General features: G+C 44.7%; 21 protein-coding genes and 1 riboswitch. Of the genes, 7 read left to right on the top strand and 14 right to left on the bottom strand.

Features of this window, described 5'->3' with window-relative positions; all coding sequences use genetic code 11:
- Positions 1-20: 20 nt before the first annotated feature.
- Complete coding sequence (locus GL182_RS00270) at positions 21-2,522, bottom strand: zinc-dependent metalloprotease (RefSeq protein WP_163377571.1); 2,502 nt, start codon at positions 2,520-2,522, stop codon at positions 21-23.
- Positions 2,523-2,658: 136 nt separating this feature from the next.
- On the opposite strand from GL182_RS00270, the gene GL182_RS00265 reads away from it, so the two are divergent.
- The gene (locus tag GL182_RS00265) at positions 2,659-3,777 is read left to right on the top strand and encodes an NAD(P)/FAD-dependent oxidoreductase (RefSeq protein WP_163377570.1); all 1,119 of its coding nucleotides are present in this window, start codon (positions 2,659-2,661) and stop codon (positions 3,775-3,777) included.
- A 62-nt stretch (positions 3,778-3,839) separates the two neighbouring features.
- Here GL182_RS00265 and GL182_RS00260 read toward each other — a convergent pair whose 3' ends face one another.
- The 5 genes from GL182_RS00260 to GL182_RS00240 form a co-directional block, all read right to left on the bottom strand.
- Positions 3,840-6,245, bottom strand: a complete 2,406-nt coding sequence (locus GL182_RS00260) for a TonB-dependent receptor (protein ID WP_163377569.1) — start codon at positions 6,243-6,245, stop codon at positions 3,840-3,842.
- Positions 6,246-6,328: 83 nt separating this feature from the next.
- Positions 6,329-6,425, bottom strand: a riboswitch (TPP riboswitch).
- Between the two features lie 47 nt (positions 6,426-6,472).
- Entirely contained in the window at positions 6,473-7,540 is a 1,068-nt protein-coding gene (locus tag GL182_RS00255) for a fatty acid desaturase family protein (RefSeq protein ID WP_163377568.1), read from the bottom strand.
- Between the two features lie 135 nt (positions 7,541-7,675).
- Positions 7,676-8,281, bottom strand: a complete 606-nt coding sequence (gene gldD / locus GL182_RS00250) for a gliding motility lipoprotein GldD (RefSeq protein ID WP_205603556.1) — start codon at positions 8,279-8,281, stop codon at positions 7,676-7,678.
- A complete protein-coding gene (locus GL182_RS00245) occupies positions 8,278-8,889 on the bottom strand; it encodes a nitroreductase (protein ID WP_163378470.1) in 612 nt (203 codons plus the stop codon). The genes gldD and GL182_RS00245 overlap by 4 nt, the downstream gene beginning before the upstream one ends.
- Before the next feature lie 14 nt (positions 8,890-8,903).
- The gene (locus tag GL182_RS00240) at positions 8,904-11,156 is read right to left on the bottom strand and encodes a TonB-dependent receptor domain-containing protein (RefSeq protein ID WP_163377567.1); all 2,253 of its coding nucleotides are present in this window, start codon (positions 11,154-11,156) and stop codon (positions 8,904-8,906) included.
- 145 nt (positions 11,157-11,301) lie between these two features.
- Here GL182_RS00240 and GL182_RS00235 point away from each other — a divergent pair, with 145 nt between their 5' ends.
- The 5 genes from GL182_RS00235 (at position 11,302) to GL182_RS00215 (ending at position 17,027) form a co-directional block, all read left to right on the top strand.
- The gene (locus tag GL182_RS00235; protein ID WP_163377566.1) at positions 11,302-11,844 is read left to right on the top strand and encodes a gluconate 2-dehydrogenase subunit 3 family protein; all 543 of its coding nucleotides are present in this window, start codon (positions 11,302-11,304) and stop codon (positions 11,842-11,844) included.
- A 14-nt stretch (positions 11,845-11,858) separates the two neighbouring features.
- On the top strand, positions 11,859-13,559 hold the full coding sequence (locus GL182_RS00230; RefSeq protein WP_163377565.1) for a GMC oxidoreductase: 1,701 nt from the start codon (positions 11,859-11,861) through the stop codon (positions 13,557-13,559).
- Between the two features lie 116 nt (positions 13,560-13,675).
- Positions 13,676-14,044, top strand: a complete 369-nt coding sequence (locus GL182_RS00225) for a DUF3127 domain-containing protein (RefSeq protein ID WP_163377564.1) — start codon at positions 13,676-13,678, stop codon at positions 14,042-14,044.
- A 256-nt stretch (positions 14,045-14,300) separates the two neighbouring features.
- Positions 14,301-15,320 carry a DUF481 domain-containing protein gene (locus tag GL182_RS00220; protein ID WP_163377563.1) on the top strand — a complete coding sequence of 340 codons (1,020 nt, stop codon included), beginning with the start codon at positions 14,301-14,303 and terminating at the stop codon, positions 15,318-15,320.
- Positions 15,321-15,632: 312 nt separating this feature from the next.
- Positions 15,633-17,027: a vWA domain-containing protein gene (locus GL182_RS00215; RefSeq protein ID WP_163377562.1), complete on the top strand. Its 1,395-nt coding sequence runs from the start codon at positions 15,633-15,635 to the stop codon at positions 17,025-17,027.
- Between the two features lie 299 nt (positions 17,028-17,326).
- Here the strand turns inward: GL182_RS00215 and GL182_RS00210 are convergent, their stop codons facing one another.
- From GL182_RS00210 to GL182_RS00195, 4 genes are all read right to left on the bottom strand, one after another.
- Positions 17,327-17,590 carry a DUF4136 domain-containing protein gene (locus GL182_RS00210; RefSeq protein ID WP_163377561.1) on the bottom strand — a complete coding sequence of 88 codons (264 nt, stop codon included), beginning with the start codon at positions 17,588-17,590 and terminating at the stop codon, positions 17,327-17,329.
- Positions 17,591-17,711: 121 nt separating this feature from the next.
- The gene (locus GL182_RS00205) at positions 17,712-17,921 is read right to left on the bottom strand and encodes a hypothetical protein (RefSeq protein ID WP_163377560.1); all 210 of its coding nucleotides are present in this window, start codon (positions 17,919-17,921) and stop codon (positions 17,712-17,714) included.
- Positions 17,922-17,939: 18 nt separating this feature from the next.
- Entirely contained in the window at positions 17,940-18,407 is a 468-nt protein-coding gene (locus GL182_RS00200) for a hypothetical protein (RefSeq protein ID WP_162416824.1), read from the bottom strand.
- Between the two features lie 60 nt (positions 18,408-18,467).
- Positions 18,468-19,124, bottom strand: coding sequence for a porin family protein (locus tag GL182_RS00195; RefSeq protein ID WP_163377559.1), 657 nt, complete (start codon positions 19,122-19,124; stop codon positions 18,468-18,470).
- Positions 19,125-19,573: 449 nt separating this feature from the next.
- Here GL182_RS00195 and GL182_RS00190 point away from each other — a divergent pair, with 449 nt between their 5' ends.
- A complete protein-coding gene (locus tag GL182_RS00190; RefSeq protein ID WP_163377558.1) occupies positions 19,574-20,533 on the top strand; it encodes a YihY/virulence factor BrkB family protein in 960 nt (319 codons plus the stop codon).
- Positions 20,534-20,736: 203 nt separating this feature from the next.
- Here GL182_RS00190 and purE read toward each other — a convergent pair whose 3' ends face one another.
- The 4 genes from purE to GL182_RS00170 form a co-directional block, all read right to left on the bottom strand.
- Positions 20,737-21,255: a 5-(carboxyamino)imidazole ribonucleotide mutase gene (purE, locus tag GL182_RS00185; RefSeq protein WP_163377557.1), complete on the bottom strand. Its 519-nt coding sequence runs from the start codon at positions 21,253-21,255 to the stop codon at positions 20,737-20,739.
- Positions 21,252-22,391: a 5-(carboxyamino)imidazole ribonucleotide synthase gene (locus GL182_RS00180; protein ID WP_163377556.1), complete on the bottom strand. Its 1,140-nt coding sequence runs from the start codon at positions 22,389-22,391 to the stop codon at positions 21,252-21,254. Before GL182_RS00180 ends, purE begins: the two co-directional genes overlap by 4 nt.
- 111 nt (positions 22,392-22,502) lie before the next feature.
- On the bottom strand, positions 22,503-22,655 hold the full coding sequence (locus GL182_RS00175) for a lmo0937 family membrane protein (RefSeq protein WP_163377555.1): 153 nt from the start codon (positions 22,653-22,655) through the stop codon (positions 22,503-22,505).
- Positions 22,656-22,745: 90 nt separating this feature from the next.
- Positions 22,746-24,506 (bottom strand): MutS-related protein, encoded by a 1,761-nt coding sequence (locus GL182_RS00170; protein WP_163377554.1) that lies wholly within the window; start codon positions 24,504-24,506, stop codon positions 22,746-22,748.
- Positions 24,507-24,926 lie beyond the last annotated feature (420 nt).

The following is a 24,926-nucleotide window of genomic DNA, read 5'->3' as shown; positions in this document are numbered from 1 at the left end:
AGTTAATTCAACAAGAATTTTCAGTCTTGGTCTAAAATGTTTTTGATCCTTTCCAGGCTGTCTTCCAGGTGGATTTTGCTCATCCTATTGGCCGTTCTGGGTATTGCCTGTTCAATCTGGCCCTGCAAGGTTGTGAGGCTTTCCCTTGCAGCCGGACGGATATCTGACTGGGAAGCGTTCAAGGACGCTGCCGATCTCCCGGTGGCATCTTTGGTAAGCAATTCCTCCAATCGCTCAATATGCGCCCGTTGCAAACTCCTGCGGTTTACATCAATGGCCTCTCCGGCAGGCAATTCCGACCAAATCCCCTTTCTAAGGTCATCCATTAACTCCAGTAAGGCATAGGCTTCCGCTCCGTTGATGGCCTCATTCTCTATTACCCGGCCCAATCTTCCCCATTCCAGTAGCGCATTGAGGGTGTTTACCTGTAACTTTCTGATGCGGTCCAGCACACCAAAATCCTGAATCCTGCTTGTTATGGCATGATCGGTCAGCCAATCCTGACTGGCAAACAATTCGTTGTTCAAAAATGCAAGGGCCTCTTTTTGCGTAGCTTTGTCTACATGGGTATAGACCGCCTCGTCCTGTGCAGTGGCTTTGTAAATTTCGTAGACTCCTCCCACATTGGTCTTCACATGACCCATGTACCGGTTGTATTGGCCCAAAACCTGACCATACAATTCTTCCAAATCACTGTAATCCTTAAAGGGTTTATCTTCTTCAGCAGTCCACTCGATCAAGTTTGGCAGTATCCTTTTCAGGTTTTTGATCCCATAATCCGAGGCCTTCATGGCATTATTTCCCAGGTCTTCGCTCTGGGTACTGGGGTCGTAGGGGTTGCCTTGCCGACCGTACCGATAAACCGGGTCTCCCTGTTTTTCCAATATCCACTGGTCCAGAATGGCCTGCTCCTCTTCCGGAGTACCTGCCTCCGGTATGGGTCTGTAACCCCATCCCACGGCAAATTTATCATAAGGCCCTACTTCCGGATAAAGGTGTACGCCCTGGTCCTCAGGTTGGGCAATGTAGTTGAACCTGGCATAATCCATGATTGAGGGAGCCGTACCATATTCCTGCGTAAACGTTGCTGAACGCAGGGAATCCACCGGATAAGCAAAGGAAGAGGCAAAATTATGGGGCAGCCCCAAAGTATGTCCCACCTCGTGAGCCGATACAAAGCGAATCAAGCGGCCCATAACTTCATCCTTAAACGCTGTTCCCCTGGCTTCCGGGTTGATGGCTGCCGTCTGTACAAAAAACCAATTGCGTAGCAGGTTCATCACATTATGGTACCAGCCTATGTCCGATTCAATGATTTCTCCGGACCTGGGATCCGAAACATGTGGTCCGTAGGCATTTTGAATGTCGGAAGCAAAATAACGAATCACAGAATACCTGGCATCCTCAGGGTGCCAATCCGGATCTTCCTCAGGGCTAGGGGCATCTTTGGCTGTAATGGCATTTTTAAATCCCGCTTCTTCAAAAGCCACATTCCAATCCTCCACTCCTGCCTTTAAATAGGGCACCCACTTGCTGGGAGTAGCGGGATCAATGTAATAAACAATCTGTTTCTTGGGTTCAACCAGCTCACCAGCCTTAAATTTCTCCATGTCTTCCTCCTTCACCTCTAGCCGCCAGCGGTCCAGGTAAGTTCTTTTACTGGCTTTCTGGGCATCCAATCCATAATCCGTCACCCGGGTATTGAACCAGCCTACCCTTCGATCTGCCAGGCGTTGCTTCATGGGTTCCTCGGGTAATAACACCATGCTGCTGTTCATTTCTACCGTAATCAAACCCGTACTGGCGTTGGAAGGTGGCTCTGAAGCAGCATAAGTCAGTACATATCTCGCCTCTATATTGGTGGGATAGGGGCTGATTCGCTCCACATAGGTCCGGTCCGTATCCAGGCGGGATACTTTATATTGAGTGCGTCGACTCTTTTGTAGGCCCAGTGCCTGAACATCTTTGGAAAAAAGATCCGTGACTTCAATCAACCAGCCCTTGTCATCCTTACCTTTTGCTACCACATCAAAACGATAAAGTATAGGTTCCAGATTGGAATTCCTTACGGCATTGTAAATCGGCAACGAATCAGCCGCAGTATTGGAATAGGACACCACCTTTAGTAAGATGTTTTTATCGTTCTTATCCCAGCGCAGCATTTGTGTATTGGTTCTTTCTCCTCCGTAGCCGATACCTGAGGCAGTTTTGGCAATGGTGGTGACCATCAGCATTTCCCGGCCCAGCATATCCTCCGGTATCTCATAATAATACTTCCCTTCTACATTGTGTACCGTAAACAGGCCCGTTTTGGAAATTGCCTTATCTGTGATCACCTCACTGTATGGCTTTAATCCATCCTTGGCCTTGGGAGCTTTAACTTCCTTTTCAACTTCCTTGTTTTTGTTTCTCTTTATACTCCTTTGCGCCTGGGCCTGATTGGCCAAAATCAGGTTTAGGACAAACCCTGTGAAAAACAATACAAAAAATACAAGCCTGTGTTTCCGAATATGCATCTTCATTATAAATAAATTTAATTGAATGCCGAAAATAAAGTTTTAAATTGAAACTGCTACTAAGTCTTTACCAGAAATAGTCCATTTAAATAAAACCCATTACCATAAACCATTCTGCTAGAGAAAGGTTAAACATAATAACATGTTTGAAAATGAAATAATCATCATTGGGGGAGGGTTATCCGGCCTTACTGCGGCTTATCTTTTGGCAAAGCAAGGGAAAAGTGTACTGGTAATTGAAAAGAAGGCTTATCCTTTCCACCGGGTATGCGGAGAGTATGTTTCCAATGAGGTGAAAGATTTTTTGATCAAAGAGGGATTGTTTCCCTTCGAACATTTTCCGGCTTCCATCAATCATTTCCGGCTAAGTGCTGTAAACGGTGAGGCAGCAGATTTTCCCCTGGAACTTGGGGGTTTTGGTATCAGCCGGTTTGTGCTCGACCATCATTTTTATCAAAAATGTCTGGATGAAGGTGTGAAATTTCTCCAAAAAACCCAGGTCACGAATGTCCAATTTTTGCCCGAAAACCAGCATTTTAGGGTGGAAACCAGTGATGGAACCCTACTTCCAGCCTCCTATGTCCTAGGTGCCTATGGGAAAAGATCGAAAATTGATAAAAAACTCAACAGAAATTTTGCCCAACAAAGAAGTCCCTACGTAGGTGTCAAATACCATATCGAAATTGATGGTCAGGAAGATCATGTAGTCTCCCTTCACAATTACAGCGGCGGTTATTTGGGAATCAATAAAATCGAAAACGGACATTTTAACCTGTGCTACCTGGGAAGCAGAGAGCAGCTCCGGGATGCGGGAAGTATTGGTGCCATGGAAGAAAAATATTTGTTTGCCAATCCCCTGATCCGGGAAATATTCGAAAAAGCGCATTTTCTATGGGACAGGCCAGAGGTGATCAATGAAATCAGCTTTGCCACCAAGACTCCTGTGGAGGACAACATCTTGATGCTGGGAGATGCAGCCGGCATGATTACTCCTCTTTGTGGCAATGGCATGGCCATAGCCATACACACGGGCAAATTGGCTGCTGATTCTTTCCTGAAACACAATAAACTGGGTGACATCCAAAAGGCCTACCAAAAAGAATGGAAAGCTTTTTTCCAGACCCGACTCCGTTTGGGTCGAAATGTACAAAAGCTTTTCGGAGCCCCTATGGTATCCTCTCTGGCAGTTAACCTGCTTAAAAATTCCTCATTCCTATCCAGAAAGCTTATCCGCCAAACCCATGGTGATCCGATACGGTAAAAAGAAACCCCAAAAAATAGGTTTTACTTTTTGGGGTTTCCGGTAGTGCTGATGTATTGGAATCAAAATCTTATGGAAACACCTCCCATAACGTTGGTGCCTGCCATCGGGTAATAAAAATTTTCCGTAACCAATTCTCTTCCATTGTTACTTTCAGCCGGCACAAAATAGCTGAAAGTATAGCCATTGGGCTCATACAACTCATTAAAGACATTGTTTACCTTTAGCGAGAAGGCCAGTTCCTTTACCCATCCCGGGGACCAAACGTAGGACATCCTGAGGTCAGTGGTCCAGAATGGGTCAAGGCTTCTGTCTTCCTTTTGGGTATTGTCCAGGTATTGGCGACCCACATATTTATTCAGCAAACTGATTTCCATATTTTTAAGCGGGCGAAAATCCAAAATGGCACTACCCACCAGGCCAGGGGAGAAAGCGATATCGGTATCCGAAAAGGTCGTGCTCTCCTGACCGGCAAATCCCCAATTTTCATCGTACACATCATTGTATTCCGTAAAGGAATCGATCTTGTTTCTACTGAGGGCAATATTTCCTCCAAGTGTCCAGCGTGGCGCCAGCTTCACTGCAGCATCCAGCTCTATTCCAACCCTGTAGCTGCTGCCCACATTTTCGCGGATATAGGCTCCCACATCATTCAATTGTCCTGTAAGTACCAGTTGGTCCTGGTAACCCATATAATAAAGGTTGGCACTGTACTGATAAGCGGAGCGGTTTACCCTAAGTCCTGCCTCCAGGTTATTCAATTTTTCCGGTCTGGGAATTTCAGTAAGGGGTGAATCAGTAAAATCCCTGCGTACAGGTTCTCGGTTAGCGACAGCATAGGAAGCATAAAGGGTTTTGCCCGCTCCGGTTTCATAAGACAGGCCCAGTTTTGGATTAAAGAAGCCATAATCCTGACTTCCGGAAATATCCCTGAGATCATTATTGATACCATCAAAGCGGTAGTGGATATTTCTCCATTGAAGGTCTCCAAACAAATACAACCTATCCCGTACTTCATAGGTGGCTTTCAGATACAGGTTTCGGTCATCTTTTATGGCTACATTGTCATAATACCTGTCCCTGATATCGGTATCACCGGCTATTCCCATCCAGATGATTTCTCCAAAATGGTCACCGTCGTACCTATTGGCTCCTCCACCCAGAATGGCATCCAGCTTTCCATCATCGGAGACGTACTGCAGGGAAAAAACGGCTCCGTAAAAGTCATTGTCCAGCCATCTCCTGCGAATGATATCCGTGCTATTGATCAGTTCATTGCCAATGGAAATGGGAGCAATTCCATAATTGTCCGGCAGGTTATCATCTGGTCTGAACTGCTCGTAATAGCCTTGACCCTGGGTGTAATGCAGGGCAAAGTTGGCTTTTAAATGGCTCCCCCAATTTCCAGCATAAATAAACTGGTAATGGTCCTGCTGGTAATTATCGGTTTCATTTTCATAGGTATACCCATTGTAGGTACGGTTGCTTTCCAGCAGGTTTTCGGGTACCCCATTCCAGGCCTGATAGGTTTGTTCGGATCCGGAGAAAACATTGACCTTAAATACATGATCCTCCCCAAAATAGCCTCCGGAGACAAAATAAGACTTCAAATCAGAGAATGCCCTGTCGATGTATCCATCGGAAGAAATTCTGGAAAGCCTGGCATCCACTGCCCATTTGTCATTGATCAGACCAGAACCGGCCTTGACGGTATGCTTCCTGGTATTAAAAGAACCAAAGGAATGGTCCGTTTCTGCATAAGCTTCTTCTCTTTTATTATCGGTTTGGATATTGAGGCTGGCACCAAAAGTGGCCGCCCCATTGGTAGAGGTGCCGACGCCTCTTTGAATCTGTATGTTTTCTACAGAAGAGGCAAAATCAGGCATATTGACCCAGAACACTCCATGGGACTCGGCATCATTTAAGGGAATACCATTTACCGTCACATTGATCCGGGTCTGGTCGGTACCACGGATACGGAGACCTGTATAGCCTACCCCTGCGCCGGCATCTGAGTGCGTAACCATAGATGGAGTATAATTGAGCAACATTGGTAAATCCTGACCGAGGTTGTCCTTAGCTAGTGCTGTTTTGTCAATCAGTTGGAAGGTAGTTGGGGTAGTCGCTGATGCCCTTGTACCAGTCACGATAAACTCCTCCGTGCTCAGCGTAGCAGGTTCTAACTGGACGATGAGTGGTTCATTGGTAGGAGCAGGGACCGTAAGCCTGAGGGTTTGGTAACCCACAAAAGTGATCCTTAGCGTAAAATTATCCCGATCCAGGCCGTCCAGAATAAACTTACCTTCCCGGTCAGAGACCGTCCCTTTTTCCACTTCTTCTATAAAGACATTGGCGCCAGGTAGTGACATGCCATTGTCGGCATCCTTTATCTCCCCCTCTATGCGGTTTTGGGCGAGGGCCCATTGACTTAGCAACAAAAAAATTGCTGCCACATACATGCGAATCATAATATTTCTTTTACTTCGGTTAAACATGAAAGGAATAAAGGGGTATTCCTTCGTTAATTGTTTACCCAATAGCATTACGTACGATTAGCTATTTCTCATTTCCCTTCGCCGGCACTACCCGGATCAGGTAATATGGGTATGATCTCAGCCCGTTATATTGGGGCACCCCTAATGATCTTGTGACAAATGTAAGTGGTATTAATGGATTTGGCAAGCCTGCCAGAAATTTAGGCTGTACCAAGAACCCGCAAGTGTCGGAAATGGGACAAAAAGGCCAGGCGAAGTTTTTCGTGTTCCAGATAGGTGATGTTATAATCCTTACAGGCTTGTTTGATGATCTTGCTAATTGCCGGATAATGGATGTGTGAAATTTTTGGAAAAAGATGGTGTTCTACCTGATAATTCAAGCCCCCTAAAAACCAGGTCAGCAACTTGTATCCCGTGGCAAAATTGGCTGTGGTACGGATTTGGTGAATCATCCATTCGTCCTCCAGGCTATTGGTAACCGGGGAAGGTACAGGAAAGGCCGTTTCTTCCAGACTATGTGCCAATTGAAAAACCATGGTCAGTAAAAGCCCGGCAAACAGACTGTACACCAGGAATCCCACCAACCACTGACTCCATCCCATCATGTAAACCGGAATACCTACAAACAACACCAAATGGATTGCCTTAAAACCCCAGAAGCTGATATGGTCGGATAATTTCATTTTCTGAATCGGGACCATGCCTACTTTTTTGGTCACATATTTTTTATAGTCCGTAAAAAATACCCAATACAGGTACAGCAAGGAGTAGGTGAGCATGAAATAATAATGCTGAAAACGGTGAATCCTGAATTTTTTCTGACTTGGGGAAAGCCTTAAAAATGGCCTGGCATTCAGGTCGTCATCTACCCCGTCCACATTGGTATAAGAATGGTGTACTACATTGTGTTTGGTTTTCCACATGAACACATTTGCCCCGAGAAAATTGATGGACATCCCAGCCAACTTATTGATCCAGGGCTTGTCACTGAAGCTACCATGGGCCCCGTCATGCATGACGTTGAACCCAATAAAAGCCGTCAGGGCTCCCAAGACCAAACATTCCACCAAGGCAATAGCCCAATGAGGAGTAAAGAAAACCAGGTGAACATATAGTAGAATAAAAGACAAAACCATGAGCCCCGCTTTAAAATAAAGCGGTCCGTTACCAGATCGGGGTAGGTTTTTTTCTGTAAAATAATCTGCCACCCTTTTCTTCAGGTCCTGATGAAAGGAAATGGTAGACTTGGAAAATTTTGGCGTTGCCATATATCGTTATTTAAATTGTAATCGGGTAATTGTAAGTGTATGGAAAGTATTGAGGTGGGGCTGGGTGAAGGAGGGAAACCATCAACAGGTATTTAGCCACATTCCGTTGTAAGGTAGACATTTAAACTGGCATTATCAATCAAATTCAACAGTATTGATCAAATGCATCATATCTTTTTTGATGTATTCGATGATAGGAGCCAGGGAATCATTTTTTACGGCTGTCCTGAAATACAAAGCTCCCCGCAAAAAGTGCTGGGTAGAGTCGGTCACAAAAAACTGAAATTGCGTAGGCACTTCACCACTCAGTTCCGCCACCAAACCCGTATAGCCTGCAGGGGTCTTTACCAGACCTTCATCTATGCCATAAGCCTTCACCTGATGCTTGAAAGTGAGGTTTAGGGCATCATCCAGATAGGCCTTGAGATTTTCCCTTTTCCCTTCGATGGTCTTATAAGTAAGGTGAATCCGGGCATCCAGAGAAGTATAGTGCAGGTTAATCCAGTTTTTTTCTGCCATGTTGAAAGAGTCCGGCTCGATTTGCAGGTGCCTGGAATGCTCAAAGGAATAAGGCAGATCCATATCCAATGACTCAAATTCCCTATCTGGTAAATCGATCCTGTTGTATCCTTTGGGTTTGGGGATAAAATCTTCTCCACAGGCAGTCAGCAGCATGCCGGCCAAGATTACCCAGCAAAAACAACTTGCCGGATTGGGCGCATTTCTTTTCCAAATGCTCATTTTTCCTTTACCCAGGTTACTTTTTCAGAAATCGGATTACGTCTTCCTTCAGGCCAGCGGTCGGAAGCAGGCTTGGCCACATAAAAGAAGCCCATCAACATGTCTTCTTCCTCCAAACCAAAAAAGGATTTGGCTTCAGGCCAAAAAGTTGGTCCGCCGGTACCCCAATAAGCCGCCAATCCATGGGCACTGGCAGTCAGGTACATGTTCTGTACCGCCATGGCTACCGCTGCCACTTCTTCCATTTCCGGAAGGTTGGCCCGCAAGTCCTTTTTCATGCCTATAGCAATGATATGGGAAGCTTTCAGTGGGTTTTCTCTGAACTTATTATAGGTTGCTTCTATGAATTTTCCAGATTTCTCACTTCTTTCCCTGTACAGATTCGCTTGAAATTCAGCAAGTTTCTGCAAGCCATCACCGGAAAAAACCACAAACCGCCAGGGTTCGGTCAATTTATGGGTAGGGGCCCAATTGGCATTTTCCAACATTTCCAAAATGATGTGGTCATCAACAGGATCATTTTCCTTAAACTGGGCCACAAACTGTGACCTCCTGTTCCTGATGATTTTATTGACTTCTTCTATATTAAATATGGGTCTGTTATTCATAATCATTCTAAATGCTAATACTTTAAACCAACCTTTATTCCTCCATAAAAGTTTCTTGTCGCCGCAGGCTGAAAATACCTGCCACCAAAAGGATTCAGGTCATTGCCCAGGCTATAACTGGCATTCAACAGGTTTTCCACGCCTGCAAAAACTTCCAAATCTAATTTGGTGCTTGCACTGCCCCTCCATCCGGTCCTGGCATTCATCAGGTGATAGGCCTCCTGATAAACCGTGTTGGCATCATTCAGGGGGATATCATCCACAAATTGATGGGTGAAATTGAGGTAAAAACCAGGTCTGGTCCGAATATCCAACTGATTGACTACCGTATGGGGAGCCACTCCTGTCAGGTCATTTCCGGAGTAGTCGTTTTCTCCCTGAACGAAGTCTGCAAAAGTAAAATAATGCCCGGCAAAAGTATGGGTGAGTTTCAATTCTTGTACAAAGGAAAGCTGGTTCCGGATCAACGCATAATCTACCAATACCTCTACTCCTTTCTGATCGGTAGCGCCGGCATTGCGAAACAACACCACGCCTTGCTCATTGGTAAAAGTGGTGATTGTTTCATCCAGGTTGAAATAAAATAAAGAAGCGTCCACATTAACCCTACCCTGATTGAAGCTGGACCGGTAGCCGACTTCATAATTGATTCCTTTTTCCGCTTCCAGATTCAGGTTAATCGTTCCTTCATTGGTCCTGACCTCATCTATGGTAGGCGGAGAAAATCCGGAACTGATGCTGGCGTGCAGCGCAGCTGTTGGGTTTAATTTTGCCGATAAAGCAATTCTGGGAATGATCACCGGGTCAAATGTTCGCCTGGCTGTGGAAGGCATCCTGTTGATGGCATCAATATTTCTGGCTATATCAAAGCTGGAAAAATTCTCACTCAGTCCAATGGTCATCAAAAACATGCTTGATAATTCCGCTTCCAACTGCTGAAAAAGAAATGCGGTTGTTGTCAGCAATTCATCACTAAAACGGACCGTATCTGCCTGTCCTCCCCGATTGCCAAAATTCTGGGCTGCAGTTTTGGAAAACTGGTATTCTCCTCCACCAATCAGCCTTACCGGAATGGATCCCCAGTTTCCATCATAGGTAAAACTGGTCCTGCCACCATAGCTGAACTGGGTCTCTTTTTTGTAATCCAGGTTGAAAGGGTTTTCAAAATCCACTGTATTGATATACAGGGAAGTTTTGTTGCTGAAATCAGGATTGAATTGATAGTCGTGGGACACAATTCCATACATGGACTGTTGGTCGATGGATGCATTCTGGGCGGCCGATCCGGGTCTGGCCTGACGGGGATTTTCCTCCAATTGGGCAGCGTTCAGCGCACCTGGCAATTCGTAATAAAGGTCTGCATACAGCAATTGTGTGGTGAGCCTCTGCTTGTCAGAGGGCTTGAAATGACCTGACAATTGGAGCACTTCCCTGTCCATGGCGGTGTGGTCCCGGTAGCCATCCGATTTTTGATTGACATAGGCCACTTTGAGGCCTCCTTCTTCCATTTGCTGGTCAACTCCTATGCGGTAGCGAACCATTCCAAAATCGCCAAACGAAAGGTCGGTGCTTATTTTATTTGTGCTAACCTCCTGATCACTATTAAAGCTGATCACTCCTCCATTGCCTGCACCATATATGCTCCCCGCAGGCCCTTTGATAATCTCCGTATTCTGGATGTTGGAGAGATCCAGCATGTTGAGGGGAGTGGTACCATCCGCTGCCGTAAAAGGCATACCATTCCAATAAACCTTAACATTCCTCACACCAAATGGTGCCCGCAGCGAGCTGCCCCGAATGGATATCCTGTAACTGGCAGGAGCCCTTTCCTCCACCCGGATACCTGGTTTGGTATTGAAGGCATGGACCAATGAGGTTTCATTGAATCGAAACAAGTCCGACTCAGCAACCCTGACAATACCTGCTGCCTGCTCTAAAAGCGGCCTTTCTGAATCAAATGAACTCACTACCACCTCCGTCAGGGAATTCTCTGCCCGCTGCAAAGAAATGGTCAACTGACCGGAAATGGGAAGCAGTACCTGCCGGCTCTCAAAAGCCACGTGGCTCAGTTGCATCTCCGTAGGAGTATCCAGCGTCAAACTTAACTTCCCATCCTGGTCAGCCACGTAGGTTTGCTGGTTATTCCCTTTAAGGGATACATAGGGGACCGGCTCCTGGGTTTGGGCATCCACAATACTTATCGTAGTTTGGGCCTGAATAGCCCATGGAAATAAAAATAAGAGTAGAATGATTACAATACGAGACATCAAGGTTTGGTTTTATGATTAATTCTATAGAACTCCAAAATTACTTCATTTTCGCTTTAATCCACCACCGATAAAAAAAACCTGTGATGCTTAATCAAAAAATCAATAACTTGTCCCTGCAATTTCAATTAATCTGCCAATAACTATGGATAGAAGATCAGCCATGAAGCAATTGGCGATCCTCACAGGAGGTATCATCACCATACCGGCCTGCGATTTCAGTGAGGAAGCCATTTTGCAAGCCTATCAAAACCTAAACATCACCGCCTCTCAAAAAGCGCTGTTGACACGCATCACCAATACCATTTTTCCAGGAACTACCTTGAAAAAAGCGGAAGACCTTCAGCTCCAGGACTTCGTACTTGTGATGTGCAACGACTGCCTCCAGGAAAATCAACAGCAAAGCTTTGTCAATGGCCTCAAGCAGTGGGATGAATTCTCCCAACAAAATTTTGGCAAAGCCTTCTCAAAAATGGATCAGGCAACGGCAGCAGATGCCATCAGGCAGACCATGGCGATGGAAGCCGAGCCTGGGAGCAAAACCACTGAGATGGGTAGATTTTTGGCCATTACCAAACAATTTGCACTACAGGGTTACCTGAATTCCGAATACTTCATGACTGAGATCAAACCCTATGAACTGGTTCCAGCCCGCTTTTTCGGAAGTAAAAAGATTGAAAACGCATAAAAGAAACATACGCCATGGCGAATCTGAATATAAAAAGTAAAAAAGAAAACACCTTTGATGCCATAGTCATCGGCTCAGGGATGAGTGGCGGATGGGCTGCCAAAGAACTGTGCGAAAAAGGATTGAAGACCCTGGTACTGGAAAGGGGTAGGGAGGTAAAACATGTACAGGATTATCCCACCACCAATATGATGCCCTGGGAATTTGAGCACCGGGGAAATATACCTGAAGCGGTCAAAAAAGAAAACCCGGTCGTCAGCCGATGTTACGCTTTCCGGGAAGATGCCCAGCATTTTTTTGTAAAGGACACCGAGCATCCCTATGTTCAGGAAAAACCCTTTGACTGGATCCGTGGCTACCAAACCGGTGGCAAGTCCCTGCTTTGGGCCCGGCAGGTGCAGCGCTGGAGTGATTTTGACTTTGAAGGGCCTGCCCGAGATGGCTTTGCTGTGGACTGGCCCATCCGGTACAAGGATATAGCTCCCTGGTACAGCCATGTGGAGAAATTTATCGGCGTTTCCGGTAACAGGGACGGCAAACCCAATTTGCCAGACGGTGAGTTTTTGCCTCCCTTTGAACTCACTGCGGGAGAATTGTACTTCAAGGATTTTTTGCGAAAGAACTATCCTGAAAGAGAAATCATAGTAGCCAGGTGCGCCCACATTACCGGCAACCGGAAATTTTATGCCAAACAAGGCAGGGCACTTTGCCAGAACCGAACGCTTTGTCAGCGGGGCTGTCCATTTGGAGGCTATTTCAGCAGCAATTCCTCCACCCTGCCCTGGGCAGCCAATACCGGCAACCTATCCATGCAGCATCATGCGGTAGTACATTCCATCATCTACGATGCAGAAAAAGGGAAAGCCACCGGGGTTCGGGTGATAGATGCCCAAACCAAAGAGACTACCGAATATTATGCCAATGTCATCTTTGTCAATGCCAGTGCCCTGAATACCAACCTGATCCTACTCAACTCCACCTCCAATCGTTTTCCCAATGGCCTGGGAAATGACAGCGGCGTGCTGGGCAAATATGTGGCGTTCCATAATTACCGGGCCGGCATTTCGGGAGAGTATGATGGGCTGAAAGAATATACTACCGAAGGCAGAAGGCCTACATCCGGTTATTTTCCCCGCTTCAGAAATGTATACAAGCAGGAAACAGACTTCCTCAGGGGTTATGCTGCAGGCTTCAGTGCCAACCGCAGCATGATCAATGACTACTCCGGTATCGGAGACGAACTGGAAAAAGCCATGAGCAGGGAAACATACGGACCCTGGCGGGTAGGATCTCATATGATGGGTGAAACCATTCCCAAGGAAGAAAGCCAGGTAAGTCTGGATCCGGATCAGAAAGATGCCTGGGGCATTCCACAATTGAAAATCTCCATGGATTATGATGCCAATGACGAAGCCATGATCAAGGATTACCTGGAACAAATGAGCGAAATGTTTGAGGCTGCAGGGTTTACCAATATCCGCACCCGCGACGACAAGCGGGCACCGGGATTGGACATCCATGAAATGGGTGGTGCAAGAATGGGCAAGGATCCCAAGACCTCCGTACTGAATGAATGGAATCAGATCCACAGCTGCCCCAACGTGTATGTCACCGATGGGGCCTGTATGACCTCTACCAGTACACAAAATCCCTCACTGACCTATATGGCCTTTGCGGCACGGGCGGTGGACCATGCGGTGAAAAACCTGGGGTAAAGTCGGGTGCAAGCCCTCAACTAATGGAAGGCAAATCGATGTTATTCAAACGGCAGAAGGCTTTAAAATCCGATCGCTTTTGAGTACCTTCGTTTTTTCAATCATCAACACCAATCATGGAAATCTCAGGAAAAATCATTCAGGTACTGGAAGAACAATCAGGTAACGGCAGAAATGGTACCTGGCGAAAAAGGGACTATATCATGGAAACCCCCGGCCAGTATCCCAAGAAAGTCTGCCTCACCGTATGGGGAGATAAAATCGACCAGTTTAATATACAGGAAGGCAGTGACATTACCGCAAGTATAGAAGTAGAAAGCAGGGAATACAATGGCCGCTGGTATACAGATGTGAAAGTCTGGCGGGTAAACAGCCAGGACAACAGCAACGGAGGGGGTGGAGCTGCTTCCGGAAACCAAAAGCAGGACCAGCCCGATGTGACTACCTTCTCTGATGACAGCGAGGGAGATATTTTGCCCTTTTGATCTGATTTTAAGAGCCGGAAGGATTATAGGATAGCATGGCCAAGGCAGGTCCGAATTTAAGGGGCTACACCCGCTTCAATTGTAGGTAAAACCGAATTCTCCAGGATCCTTTCCGGCTTGGCAAATTATTTTTGTGGTTTTCAATTCAGAGATCCAATGTTACCACACACCGGACAAAAAAAGATGAAGATCACTGGAGCGAAAAATTTGGCTTGCCATTTTTTTTGGCTTTCGCCCGTGATTTTTTGAATAATCTATGAAATACCTGTTCTCCATTATTATTATAGTAACATTAACCTCGCAAATTGGTGTCGTCCATGCCCAAAGTGATTCAGTGGTCGTAAAAAGCGATCATTTCCTGCTTGGGGAGATCAAATCGATGGAGAGAGGTGTTTTAACTATCGCAACCCCTTATAGCAAATCCGATTTCAAAGTTAAATGGAGTGAAATAAAGGCTATCTTTTCCGAATCTCTCTTTATCACCTCTACCAGGTCCACGAGCAGAATGTACGGAAAAATCAGCAGCCCCGAAACGGGTTTTCTAAAAATCAGTCCCGTCCAAGGGGAAGAACTTACCCTTCCGTTAGATGCGGTTTTATACATCAAATCAGTAGATAAAGGTTTTCTTGACCGCATAAGTGCCAGTATTGATTTCGGTTTTACCATCACCAGGGCAAGGAATCAACGGCAATTTTCTGCCCGCAGCCATATAGGTTACATTACCCAAAGGTGGTCTTTTGATGCTGCTTTTAATAAATTGGTAACGGCACAAGATGAAGTAGAAAATATCAGTCGTGGAGATGGCAACATCACTGCCGTACATTTTCCCCGAAAAAGTTGGTTTGCCCTGGCCAGAATAGAATACCTATACAATACGGAACAATCTCTTAATTTGCGGACCAACACCCTGGTCGGAGGAGGTAGGGATTTTTTTAAATCAAATGCTTTATACTGGAGGGTTTTTGGCGGAGCCGCATTTAACAACGAAAATTTCATAGGGGAACCAACGGACAGAAAAAGCGCTGAAGCTTGGATTGCCTCCGAATTAAACATATTTGATATGGGCAACCTGGGGCTGCTTTCCAACATCTTTGTTTATCCAAGCATTACCGAGAAGGACAGGATACGAACTGATTTCAGATTGGATCTTACCTATAGATTACCCAAGGATTTTTATATTAAGACCGGAATGACGATAAATTATGATAACCAACCATTCCGATCCAGCCGCCCCTTGGATTATATCCTGCAAACCACTTTTGGCTGGAGCTGGTAACAAGTCCGGAAATAAAAAGAAATGATGAGGACTTTGAACTACCTGATTTTCTTGCAATTTCAGCCTTCATAACGAAAGCTAATACATAATCCGGTCTAATTTTTTTTGACGTAGGCTGATCCGGAAGACAGGATTCTTCGGGGAACAAAAGTGGACAGCAAAGATAGAAAAGATTGGGTTTTGCTTTCGAACCTACAGAAGCTCTTCTTGGTGAGGCTATTTACCGGTTGCAAAAAAGGAATGAAAGAATGAAGGCAATAAATCTGATTTTTTTGATTATATTTATTGTATCCTCCTCATCTTCTGATAGCTATGAAAATTATAGTCCTCCTAATTCTGGCCTTTTTCCCGGCTTACTCAGGAATGGCTCCAAATGTTGAAAACGACACCCCCATTATCTTTATTTATGATGCCAGCGGTTCCATGTGGGGACAAATAGACGGGAGAACCAAAATGGAAATTGCGGCTGAGGTGTTGACCAACTCGGTCAACGGCCTTCCGGATAATCAACAAATCGGATTGGTCGCTTATGGCCACCGGAATAAAGGTGATTGCAGAGATGTTGAATTTTTGGTGGATGTCAGCGAGGGAACGAAACCGGAGTTCATTTCCGAATTGCACGCAATCAAACCCCTGGGCATGACCCCGCTTGCCTATGCCGCTGCGCTAGTGATAGATCGTTTAAGCAAATCAGAAGCCAAGGCAACCATCATTTTGGTAACCGATGGGATTGAGTCCTGCGACGGAAACATATGTGAGGTAGTGAGGAAAGCCAAAAAAGAAGGAATTGATTTTCGCTTGCACATCATCGGTTTTGGCTTAGTCGATGAAGATACCGAGCCATTAAAATGCGCTGCGATGGCCGGTGAGGGTCGGTACTTCCCCGCAAAAGATGCCCTGGACCTGGGAGCGGTCCTGAATGAAGTTACTACGGCTACCATAGACAAACCCAAAAGCAACGCTTCGGTATATGCCGTAAAGAACGGGAAGCCCATTGATGCCATGGTTAAGGCTTATGATGTCGTTGGAAAAAGAGAGCCAATAAGTGTACGCACTTACCGGGACACGGCCTTTTTTTATTTGCCACCTAGCACATACAATTTTGAAGCAAGCCCGCTCGAAGGCAGTGATGTGAAAATGGTCACTGTTACCGACATAGAAAGTTGGGAAGACAGCCTGGTGCATCAGGAGATTAGTTTTGACGGCGGGAAGTTCGGGATTTCGATCTTAAATAATGGGGACTTTTGGGATGCGATGGTAAAAGTGATTGACCAAAATGAAAATGTGGTTGCTTCTCTTCGATCCTATAATGCACCCAAAGAAGTAGAGGTAAACCCAGGTACGTATAAAATCACCATTCAGGCACTCGCCATGAAGGGTATGGACACCTATGCGGAAATTGAAAATATTACCATTAAGGCAGGCGGAACTACTCCTGTTATGTTTGATTTCCAAACAGGGACTGTACATATTGACGCACGGGTAGCGGACAGATCCATTGACAGTATGGTTACCTTAACAGAAGAGTCCTCTGGCAAAAACGTAGCCGGAGGCCGTACCTATGATCGAGGAAAGGAATTTCTATTAAACCCTGGCATGTATCAGGTAAAATTTACCCCACTAGGTGACTATAAGGACAGGAATGCACAGACTTTTACCTTGGAGGTAAAAAAAGCAGAGAAAATAATGAAAACCGTTCATTTCTAACCCTTAAAGAATGGTGATGGGTAATTGGGCCCTGTTGGCCTGTATGCTCCAGGGTTATGGTATTACTCCCCACCAGTTTTGTGCAGCGGGACAAGGTCAAGGGGGAAAAAAGTAAGACCTATAGGCAAAACCGATAGCCCCAGCTAATTCCACTGATCCTATTGAGAAGCTTATATCTTCAAAATCACCTAAAGAAAACCCGCGCGCAAACCACACTGCCGAAAATGAAATCACCGGAATGGGCTTTTTTGTGTCCAATTTTGAAAAACCCTTTCAGGAGGACGTCGCCTATGCCAGCCTTACCTTCCACGGCAATCAATAAGATATATGCACGGGCCGAAAAGTAATTTTTTGGTCATTCCTTTAAACCGTTTTTCTACGACATGGCCGATCGTTTCCGGCGCATTTTCCGTTTTTTTAGGCAAGGTCCTACGAATGGTCCCCGTCCATACGGCCTCATTGGACTGATTTTCGATCAGGTGAAACCTAAGGCTGCCTTCCTTGTAGGTGACCATGGGAACTTCCTTTAGTTTCCAGATATAAGTACCCTGACCAATATTCATAAAGATCTCTGTTGCCCGGTTGGTGTCCCGGGTTTGAACTTTATCCTATATGACTGTACCAAAGTTTAGCTGGAGAACCGGACTGGTGGAAGACTGGCGCAGTCCATTCTGCTCGATTTTTTTAGGCGATGGCTTGTGGCAGGTACCGGATGTTTTGTTCAAACGCTGGGGATCCGGTTTTATCGGCATCAATTTGGACAAAATCAAAGGTTTGGTACTTACTTAAGTCAAAGGTTCCATACCTATCCGAATCTACCAAAACCAGACTCCTGGCACATTGTAAACATGCCAGGAGTAGGCAAAATGACAGTACTCGGATGATTTTATTCATGATTCATTGGATTGTCCCTTATATTTCATCAATAAAGGGGAGTTCCTGTAGCGTCAAATTTCGGATAGTACTGTGGATATAGGTGTCAAGCTGGAAAAATTTTGCTGCGTACCTTGGGGTGGTGGCCTTTTTGAATCTTTTGTAATACTTCTGGTGTAATTTGGCCCGGGAAGTGGAATTTTTTAACAGGCTTTTGGAAAGATGGTCTGCCGTTTCATTGTCGATTTCATCGTATTTGTTGAGGTATTCATTGATCAATAAAATACGTTCCCTTGAAAGCAATCGCCTTTCTCCTTCGTACTGTTGGTAAACCATCCAAAATCCTGAAGTCAACGATTCAGGGAGGTCCATAATCGCCTCTACCACTTGTTTTTTACCCATTCCAAATTCAGCCTGGATAAGGGTGATTTCATCATTGATGTCTTGGGCAAAGCACAGTTGGCCACATGAAATGGTGATTAGAAAGAACAGGATGAATTTTTTCATGATGTTGAGGTTTTATTTAAATCAGTAGGTTAATGTAAATTATTTTAACTTTTTAGGACTTTAATTTTGAGGTATTCGGAATACCAAACCACCATCGAATCCAAATTGGTACATGCTGGAATAAGTACTCAATCCGGCACTTGAGCCACCCGTCCCGAAAAAAAAGCCTCCTCCGATGGATTGCACGGCGGACATTAAGGAGGCTTGGGCCCGAAAAGCCAGGTTATCCACCAGCCATAAATTGATTCCTCCCCTTACACTCAAGGCCAGTTTGGTAGTAGATCGTTGGTTATTCGTATCCGGATTGGTCAAAGAGAAAATCCCCATTCCTACTCCAAGTCCGGCGAAAGGTTCAATAAGTTGGTTCACCGGGAAATAACGGGTACCATCTACCATCAACCAATTCAGCCTCAAATCAAAATCAGTTTGCTGAACCTGTCCCCCTGAATTGGTGCCATCCTGGTATACCGTTGGTGCATTGGTGTTTTGCCGGAGGTACTTTATTTCCAATCCGCCCCGATCAGGGATAAGGTATTCTATGCCTCCTCCCCATCGGCCCCCATCCTGTATCTGACCTTCAAAATAAGAAGTACGAGAATAATAGGAGTCTACCCGGTCTTTGAATACATACCCTCCATAGGTATTCAACCGTATTTCCTGGCTGAACCCGATCTGGCTAAGCCCTATCAAAAAAGAAATTAGTAAGATTTTTTTCATAGTAGATCTGCCGTTTCTGATTTCCATAAAATCGGTAAATACCGTTTTATGCCCCTCTACCTCCAACAACTTTTTAAATTAGAAAATAAAGTGTGTTCCATTTCGAATTCAACCTTTCATGGATAAAAAGATAATGTATTTTAAAGATCAACTATTAAACATATATAATGTTTATTATTGGTTTAATTTTAATATTTAACCAACACCGATCAGGTTGACGCTGCCTGAAAATTTCTGTATCGTTGGAATCAGTCGAATAATGAAAAGAATAGGTAATGGATTGAATTATTTCCCCGACAAATTTTTTAGCTGGCTGTAATTTAATTAGTTACATTAATGCTGGTTTCGCATCCAAAAGCTTAACTAGAAATTCCAACCATAATAAGGGCATGGTTAATGCTGTACGGATTGATTATCTGATGGCCGGATAAAAGTTAATTTTTATTGAAATGATACGAAAGAAAAGTGTGTCCGTGAGGAGGAAGGGGAAATTTAGAATCGCGCATTTACCCGGGCTTTTTTGGAAAGCGGCCAAAATCTGGAATGACAACAATCCCTGGAGACTGGGGGCTGTGGTGGCCTACTATGCTGTATTGTCTCTTCCGGGATTACTAATCATCATTATCAATACCGTGGGGGCTTTCTGGGGAAAGGAGATTGTAGAAGGGCAGATTACAGCTGAAATTTCAGAAGCCTTAGGAGCAGATGCAGCCCAGGCAGTGATTGCCATCGTAGAAAATACCCAAAAGGATGGCAGGACCCTATTTGCTACCATTCTTGGCATTGCGGTGTTGATATTTGGGGCTACGGGTGTTTTTTATCAGCTGCAGATCTCAATGAATGAAATCTGGGGGGTAAAAACAGACCCCAAGGCGGGATTTTGGAAAATCATCAAAGACCGGGCTTTGAGCCTGGCATTTGTGATGGCCATTGCATTTTTATTGATCATTAGTTTTGTGGTCTCCACCGCATTGACATTGGTAAGTAGTCACCTGGCCCGTCTGTGGGAACCCGGCTATGTGGCCATTGCCTATGTGCTGGAATTTGTTTTCTCCACAGTAGTTTTGGGCGGTTTATTCGTTTTGATTTTCAAATTTATGCCAGACATGAAGGTCCGTTGGCATTCGGTTTGGCTGGGAGGTTTTATTACGGCATTTTTATTTAACCTGGGAAAAATACTGTTGAGCCTATATTTTGGAATTGCCGAACCCGGATCTACCTATGGAGCGGCAGGGTCAGTAGTATTGGTCTTATTGTGGGTGTCCTACTCCTGTTTGATTTTGTTTTATGGGGCAGCATTTACACGGGTTTATGCTGAAAATTATGGTCCAAAACTCCATCCTGAGGACCATGCAATGATTGTTGAAAACAAGGAAATAATCATTGAAAAGGGAAGTAAAAAACTGTGACTATACCCGAATAAGCTTTCAAAATTGACTGGCGGTAATGAAAACAAGCACCTGAAAATTATCAGCATTATAATTGCCCAGGAAGGGGATTTCAGAAGTGGAATGGAATATTTATCAGGAAGGTCTTTTGCTTTTGTTCAATTTTTTAACCCCATAAAGGTCTTGATAAATTCATTCAACTCAGGTTATTGGAAAAACACCAACTACTCCCCTAAAATTTCCCTCCATCCCTTTTGCTCAATTTCTTCTGCGCTGCTTTCTACCTTTGCCTTCAGGGATTCCTTAAAAGCGGCCAGTCGGCTGCCTAATTCTTCATCAAAAGCTCCTATCATAGAAGCGGACAGGATACCGGCATTTCTGGCACCGTTTAGGGCCACTGTAGCCACTGGGATACCGGAAGGCATTTGCAAAATAGACAGGATGCTGTCCCAGCCATCAATGGAGTTGGAGGACTTTACCGGAACACCAATGACGGGCAGGGTGGTCAGGGAAGCTACCATCCCCGGCAGATGAGCCGCTCCGCCTGCACCTGCGATGATTACTTTTATGCCCCGTTCACTGGCTTTTCCGGCATAGTCTATCATCCGCTGGGGTGTTCGGTGTGCAGAGACGATCGTTAGCTCAAACCCAACTCCGATCTCTTCTAAAAATTTAGCTGCTTCCGCCATGACCGGAAGGTCTGACTGGCTACCCATGATAATGCCTACCTTGATATCGCTCATGCTTTGATTTTGATTAGTTCCTTGATTCTTTGTGCTTTGGTTTTCAGGCTATCCATATCCGCTGCCAATAGGGTAACATGCCCCATTTTTCGGAAGGGTTTGGTTAGTTTTTTTCCGTAGAGGTGCAGGTAAACGCCATTTTCCCGGAGGGCTTCATCCAGTCCTTCTACCATTGCCTCTCCGGTAAATCCATCCTCTCCCAGGAGATTCACCATTGCTGCCGGACTCCTGAGACCGGTATCCCCCAGCGGCATGCCCATAACCGCCCGCAGATGTTGCTCAAATTGGGAAGTATAATTTGCTTCTATGGTATGGTGCCCACTATTATGGGGGCGGGGGGCAATTTCGTTGACCAGGATTTCTCCCCCCCTGGTCACAAACATTTCTACCGCCAAAAGTCCTGTCATTTCCAATTTTTGAATGACCTCCAATGCCAGTTGCTGCGCTTTTTGGTCAGTTTCAGTATCGATGTCTGCTGGGCAAAACAAAAATTCTACCAGGTTGTGTACCGGATGAAAGGCACATTCCACAGAAGGAAAACTTTTTACCTCTCCCCGCTCATTTCTGGCAACTATAACCGCCAACTCTCTTTCAAAATCAATGAATTTTTCCAGAAGCCCCGGGGCTTCAAAGGCTTTGTCCAGGTCGGCCGGGCTGCGAAGCAGCTGCACCCCTCTGCCATCGTAACCTTCTTTCCCCAATTTATGAACGGCAGGTAAAAAATCCACTTGTTGTTTGACCGCTTCCTTGTCACTTGTCAGCAAAAAAGGGGCGGTAGGGATACCCTTGTCCAGGTAGAACTGCTTTTGCTTCCTTTTGTCCTGGATCATTTCGATGATATGTGGCTGGGGAAACACCTTTTTACCTTCCTTTTCCAATTGGTACAGGGCCTGGGTATTGACATGTTCAATTTCTATGGAAACCACATCACAGGCTTTTCCAAATTCATAAACGGTATCAAAGTCTTTCAAATCACCCTGCACAAAATGGTTGCAAAGGTGTTTACACGGTGCATTGGCATCGGGATCCAGAATATGTATGTTCAGGTTGTAATTGATTCCGGATTGAATGAGCATCCTGCCCAATTGCCCACCTCCCAAAATACCCAAAGTCTGTTGCTGGTAATTTGTCTGCACGATTATGCTGGTTTACTTTAATTTCGAAAAGCAAAAATAGGCATATTATACGGATGGAAACAAAAAAAGCCCCCCTATTGGGCGGCCTTTTATCAAATATAATACATTCGTCTATACAGATCTTCCACCAATAAGACGAAACAATACCGCAATAACGGCTAAGACCAATAAAATATGAATCAGTCCACCTACGCTATAAACAAACGCTCCAAAAATCCATGCTATCACAAGGATGATCGCAATTAAATACAATAAAGAACTCATAGTGGTGTTGGTTAAATTTAATTATAAATAATATATATAAATTACCAAAATTGATGCCAAAAAAATTTATCCCTTCTTTTCTACAATTATTTACTTAATTTTTATCCCCATGAGTTCCATGAGTTTCTGAGCGTTGAAATTGGGACAAGGACCTGGTTTGATGGTATAATCAAACACAATTTCATCCTGTTGAATATCATGATGAAAGCTATAATTGACCAGGGTGGGCAAGCGGTTCTCCAATTCGCTCAATTCAATGTCATGGGTAGAAATGATTCCTTTTGAGGTACTTTGTGCAAGTTGACGGATCAATGCCTCGCTACCCGTAATCCGATCCGCAGTATTGGTACCCTTTAAAATTTCATCCAATAGGTAAAAAATAGGCTTTCCCTCCGATGCGAGGTCCAGCAGTCCTTTGATCCTTGCCAGTTCAGCATAAAAAGAACTCACGCTTTCGCCCAAGCTGTCTGTATTTCTCATGCTGGTATACAGTTGGAACGGACCGCACACGAAGGTCCTGGCAAAAGGAGGGATGCCCATCCCCGCCAAAACCAGATTGATCCCCACCGTCCGCATAAAGGTGGTTTTACCGGACATGTTGGATCCGGTAAGCAGGACTACTTTCTCCTTAGCATTCAGGGAGAAATCGTTGGCAATACATTCTGCTGGTCTGATCAAAGGATGCTTTACCTCTTCCATGACCAACTCCTTCTCCCCGGACCATTGGGCGGGATTGGATAATGCTTCCTCCTGTATAAAAGCCGCCAAAGAAACCAGGGCTTCCCAATTTTCGAAATTATCTTCCCAGTCTTTCATACTTTTTCCTACCCGCACTTTCCACTTGTCAAGACGGTAAAGCACATAAAAATCAGTCCAGAAAAAAACATTGAATATCAGATACATTAAATTGGTCCTGTTTTGGATCAAAAAGGTCAGGCTTTCCAGCTGCTCCAAGGCTTTTGAAGCCAGAAACCCATGGCTTTTGACCGGTTTTTGATACGCCTGAAGAAAGGGATGGTCAAAGTCTTCCTTCTCCAGCAGACCTGCCCAGGCTTGAAATGTTTTCAAATCACTGTCATTGGGCATCGCCTTCATGGCCTTCATCAGGGGCTTAAACACCATGCTTAACAATCCCAGTCCAAGCAGTATAAACAAACTCAGGTAGGCTGCAGGAATGTACCCAAACAATACTCCAATCAATACCACTAATCCTGAGATGGGTCCGAAAACCATGGGCAAAAAATAAATGTTCCTCCAGCTTACCGACCCATTTAGCCATTGATAAAACAAGTCTTTGGATTTTTCCTGTTTTAAAAAAGCTTTGCCCAGCGCTTCGAAAACAACCAGGAACTTTTCTTTCTTACTCAATTCCATTAATGCCTCCTGCTTTTTCACCGCCAGCTCCGGAGCCAGGGCATAACGCATCCATTGGGCAAGTTTTTTACTTCCCCCTTTGCTTACCGTATGATTGATCAACTGATAAAGAGAATGCTCTCCAAATAAATCCAGGTCACTGGAGAAAGGATGAGAAGCATCAACAAAAATAGACCCGCTATCTAATTCCGACAAGTCTCTTTCCCTCCGTTTCTGACTCACCCCAGCCATTTCGTCCACAGCCAGATAGAAAGCTTCTACATCTTTTTGATGATTGAATTGGAGGATCAGCCAAACAAAAAGAATGCTAAGGGGAATAAAAGTCAACACAACCCAATGGGTTTCAGCAATCCCTACCACCAATACGATTCCCATCAAAAAGAATAAAATCAACCTGCCAATAGAAAGGAGAAGGATTCTATTCCGGGCCAATTCCAAAGATTTTGCCGGGTTCGTAAGATCAAAATCAGTATTCATTGATGGTGTGGGTTCATGGATCAGGGGCCAAAGATAAAATTTATTTTCGGCTTACAGTATTCCTTCACCAGCTGTAAGTGAATCAGGTAAAGCTTTTGGTTTTCTGATCTGCACCTCAACCCTTTGATAGTTAAGGCTCATGGTTTTTCTTCAATGATTGGGTCTTGAGCCCGAGGAAGTCAAACGCAGTCCAAAATATCAATTTAATAATAAAAACTTTAACATTACCCGCTCAATCTAGCTCATTGTTGTTGAAAATTCATTATAAGCACATTTAAGTTGCATTTTTTATCCAGGCAACCGCATTTTTTGGTAGATTTTTTCAGGCACATCTATTTTTTTGCTTTTTAAAATCAAATATATGTTTTGTTCATTTTTAAGATAAAATAATTTGTTTTTTATTGGTTTAACAATTAATTC

The sequence above is a fragment of the Cyclobacterium sp. SYSU L10401 genome (assembly GCF_010993705.1).
Taxonomy (GTDB): domain Bacteria; phylum Bacteroidota; class Bacteroidia; order Cytophagales; family Cyclobacteriaceae; genus Cyclobacterium.
Note: the sequence above shows the minus strand (reverse complement) of the source record. Positions and strands in the feature narration are given on the sequence as shown.

Bases quoted from the DNA above. Each gene is read 5' to 3' on its own strand.
- GL182_RS00270 (WP_163377571.1), bottom strand. From the start codon at position 2,522: ATGAAGATGCATATTCGGAAACACAGGCTTGTATTTTTTGTATTGTTT.
- GL182_RS00265 (WP_163377570.1), top strand. From the start codon at position 2,659: ATGTTTGAAAATGAAATAATCATCATTGGGGGAGGGTTATCCGGCCTT.
- GL182_RS00260 (WP_163377569.1), bottom strand. From the start codon at position 6,245: ATGATTCGCATGTATGTGGCAGCAATTTTTTTGTTGCTAAGTCAATGG.
- GL182_RS00255 (WP_163377568.1), bottom strand. From the start codon at position 7,540: ATGGCAACGCCAAAATTTTCCAAGTCTACCATTTCCTTTCATCAGGAC.
- gldD (WP_205603556.1), bottom strand. From the start codon at position 8,281: ATGAGCATTTGGAAAAGAAATGCGCCCAATCCGGCAAGTTGTTTTTGC.
- GL182_RS00245 (WP_163378470.1), bottom strand. From the start codon at position 8,889: ATGAATAACAGACCCATATTTAATATAGAAGAAGTCAATAAAATCATC.
- GL182_RS00240 (WP_163377567.1), bottom strand. From the start codon at position 11,156: ATGTCTCGTATTGTAATCATTCTACTCTTATTTTTATTTCCATGGGCT.
- GL182_RS00235 (WP_163377566.1), top strand. From the start codon at position 11,302: ATGGATAGAAGATCAGCCATGAAGCAATTGGCGATCCTCACAGGAGGT.
- GL182_RS00230 (WP_163377565.1), top strand. From the start codon at position 11,859: ATGGCGAATCTGAATATAAAAAGTAAAAAAGAAAACACCTTTGATGCC.
- GL182_RS00225 (WP_163377564.1), top strand. From the start codon at position 13,676: ATGGAAATCTCAGGAAAAATCATTCAGGTACTGGAAGAACAATCAGGT.
- GL182_RS00220 (WP_163377563.1), top strand. From the start codon at position 14,301: ATGAAATACCTGTTCTCCATTATTATTATAGTAACATTAACCTCGCAA.
- GL182_RS00215 (WP_163377562.1), top strand. From the start codon at position 15,633: ATGAAAATTATAGTCCTCCTAATTCTGGCCTTTTTCCCGGCTTACTCA.
- GL182_RS00210 (WP_163377561.1), bottom strand. From the start codon at position 17,590: ATGAATATTGGTCAGGGTACTTATATCTGGAAACTAAAGGAAGTTCCC.
- GL182_RS00205 (WP_163377560.1), bottom strand. From the start codon at position 17,921: ATGAATAAAATCATCCGAGTACTGTCATTTTGCCTACTCCTGGCATGT.
- GL182_RS00200 (WP_162416824.1), bottom strand. From the start codon at position 18,407: ATGAAAAAATTCATCCTGTTCTTTCTAATCACCATTTCATGTGGCCAA.
- GL182_RS00195 (WP_163377559.1), bottom strand. From the start codon at position 19,124: ATGAAAAAAATCTTACTAATTTCTTTTTTGATAGGGCTTAGCCAGATC.
- GL182_RS00190 (WP_163377558.1), top strand. From the start codon at position 19,574: ATGATACGAAAGAAAAGTGTGTCCGTGAGGAGGAAGGGGAAATTTAGA.
- purE (WP_163377557.1), bottom strand. From the start codon at position 21,255: ATGAGCGATATCAAGGTAGGCATTATCATGGGTAGCCAGTCAGACCTT.
- GL182_RS00175 (WP_163377555.1), bottom strand. From the start codon at position 22,655: ATGAGTTCTTTATTGTATTTAATTGCGATCATCCTTGTGATAGCATGG.
- GL182_RS00170 (WP_163377554.1), bottom strand. From the start codon at position 24,506: ATGAATACTGATTTTGATCTTACGAACCCGGCAAAATCTTTGGAATTG.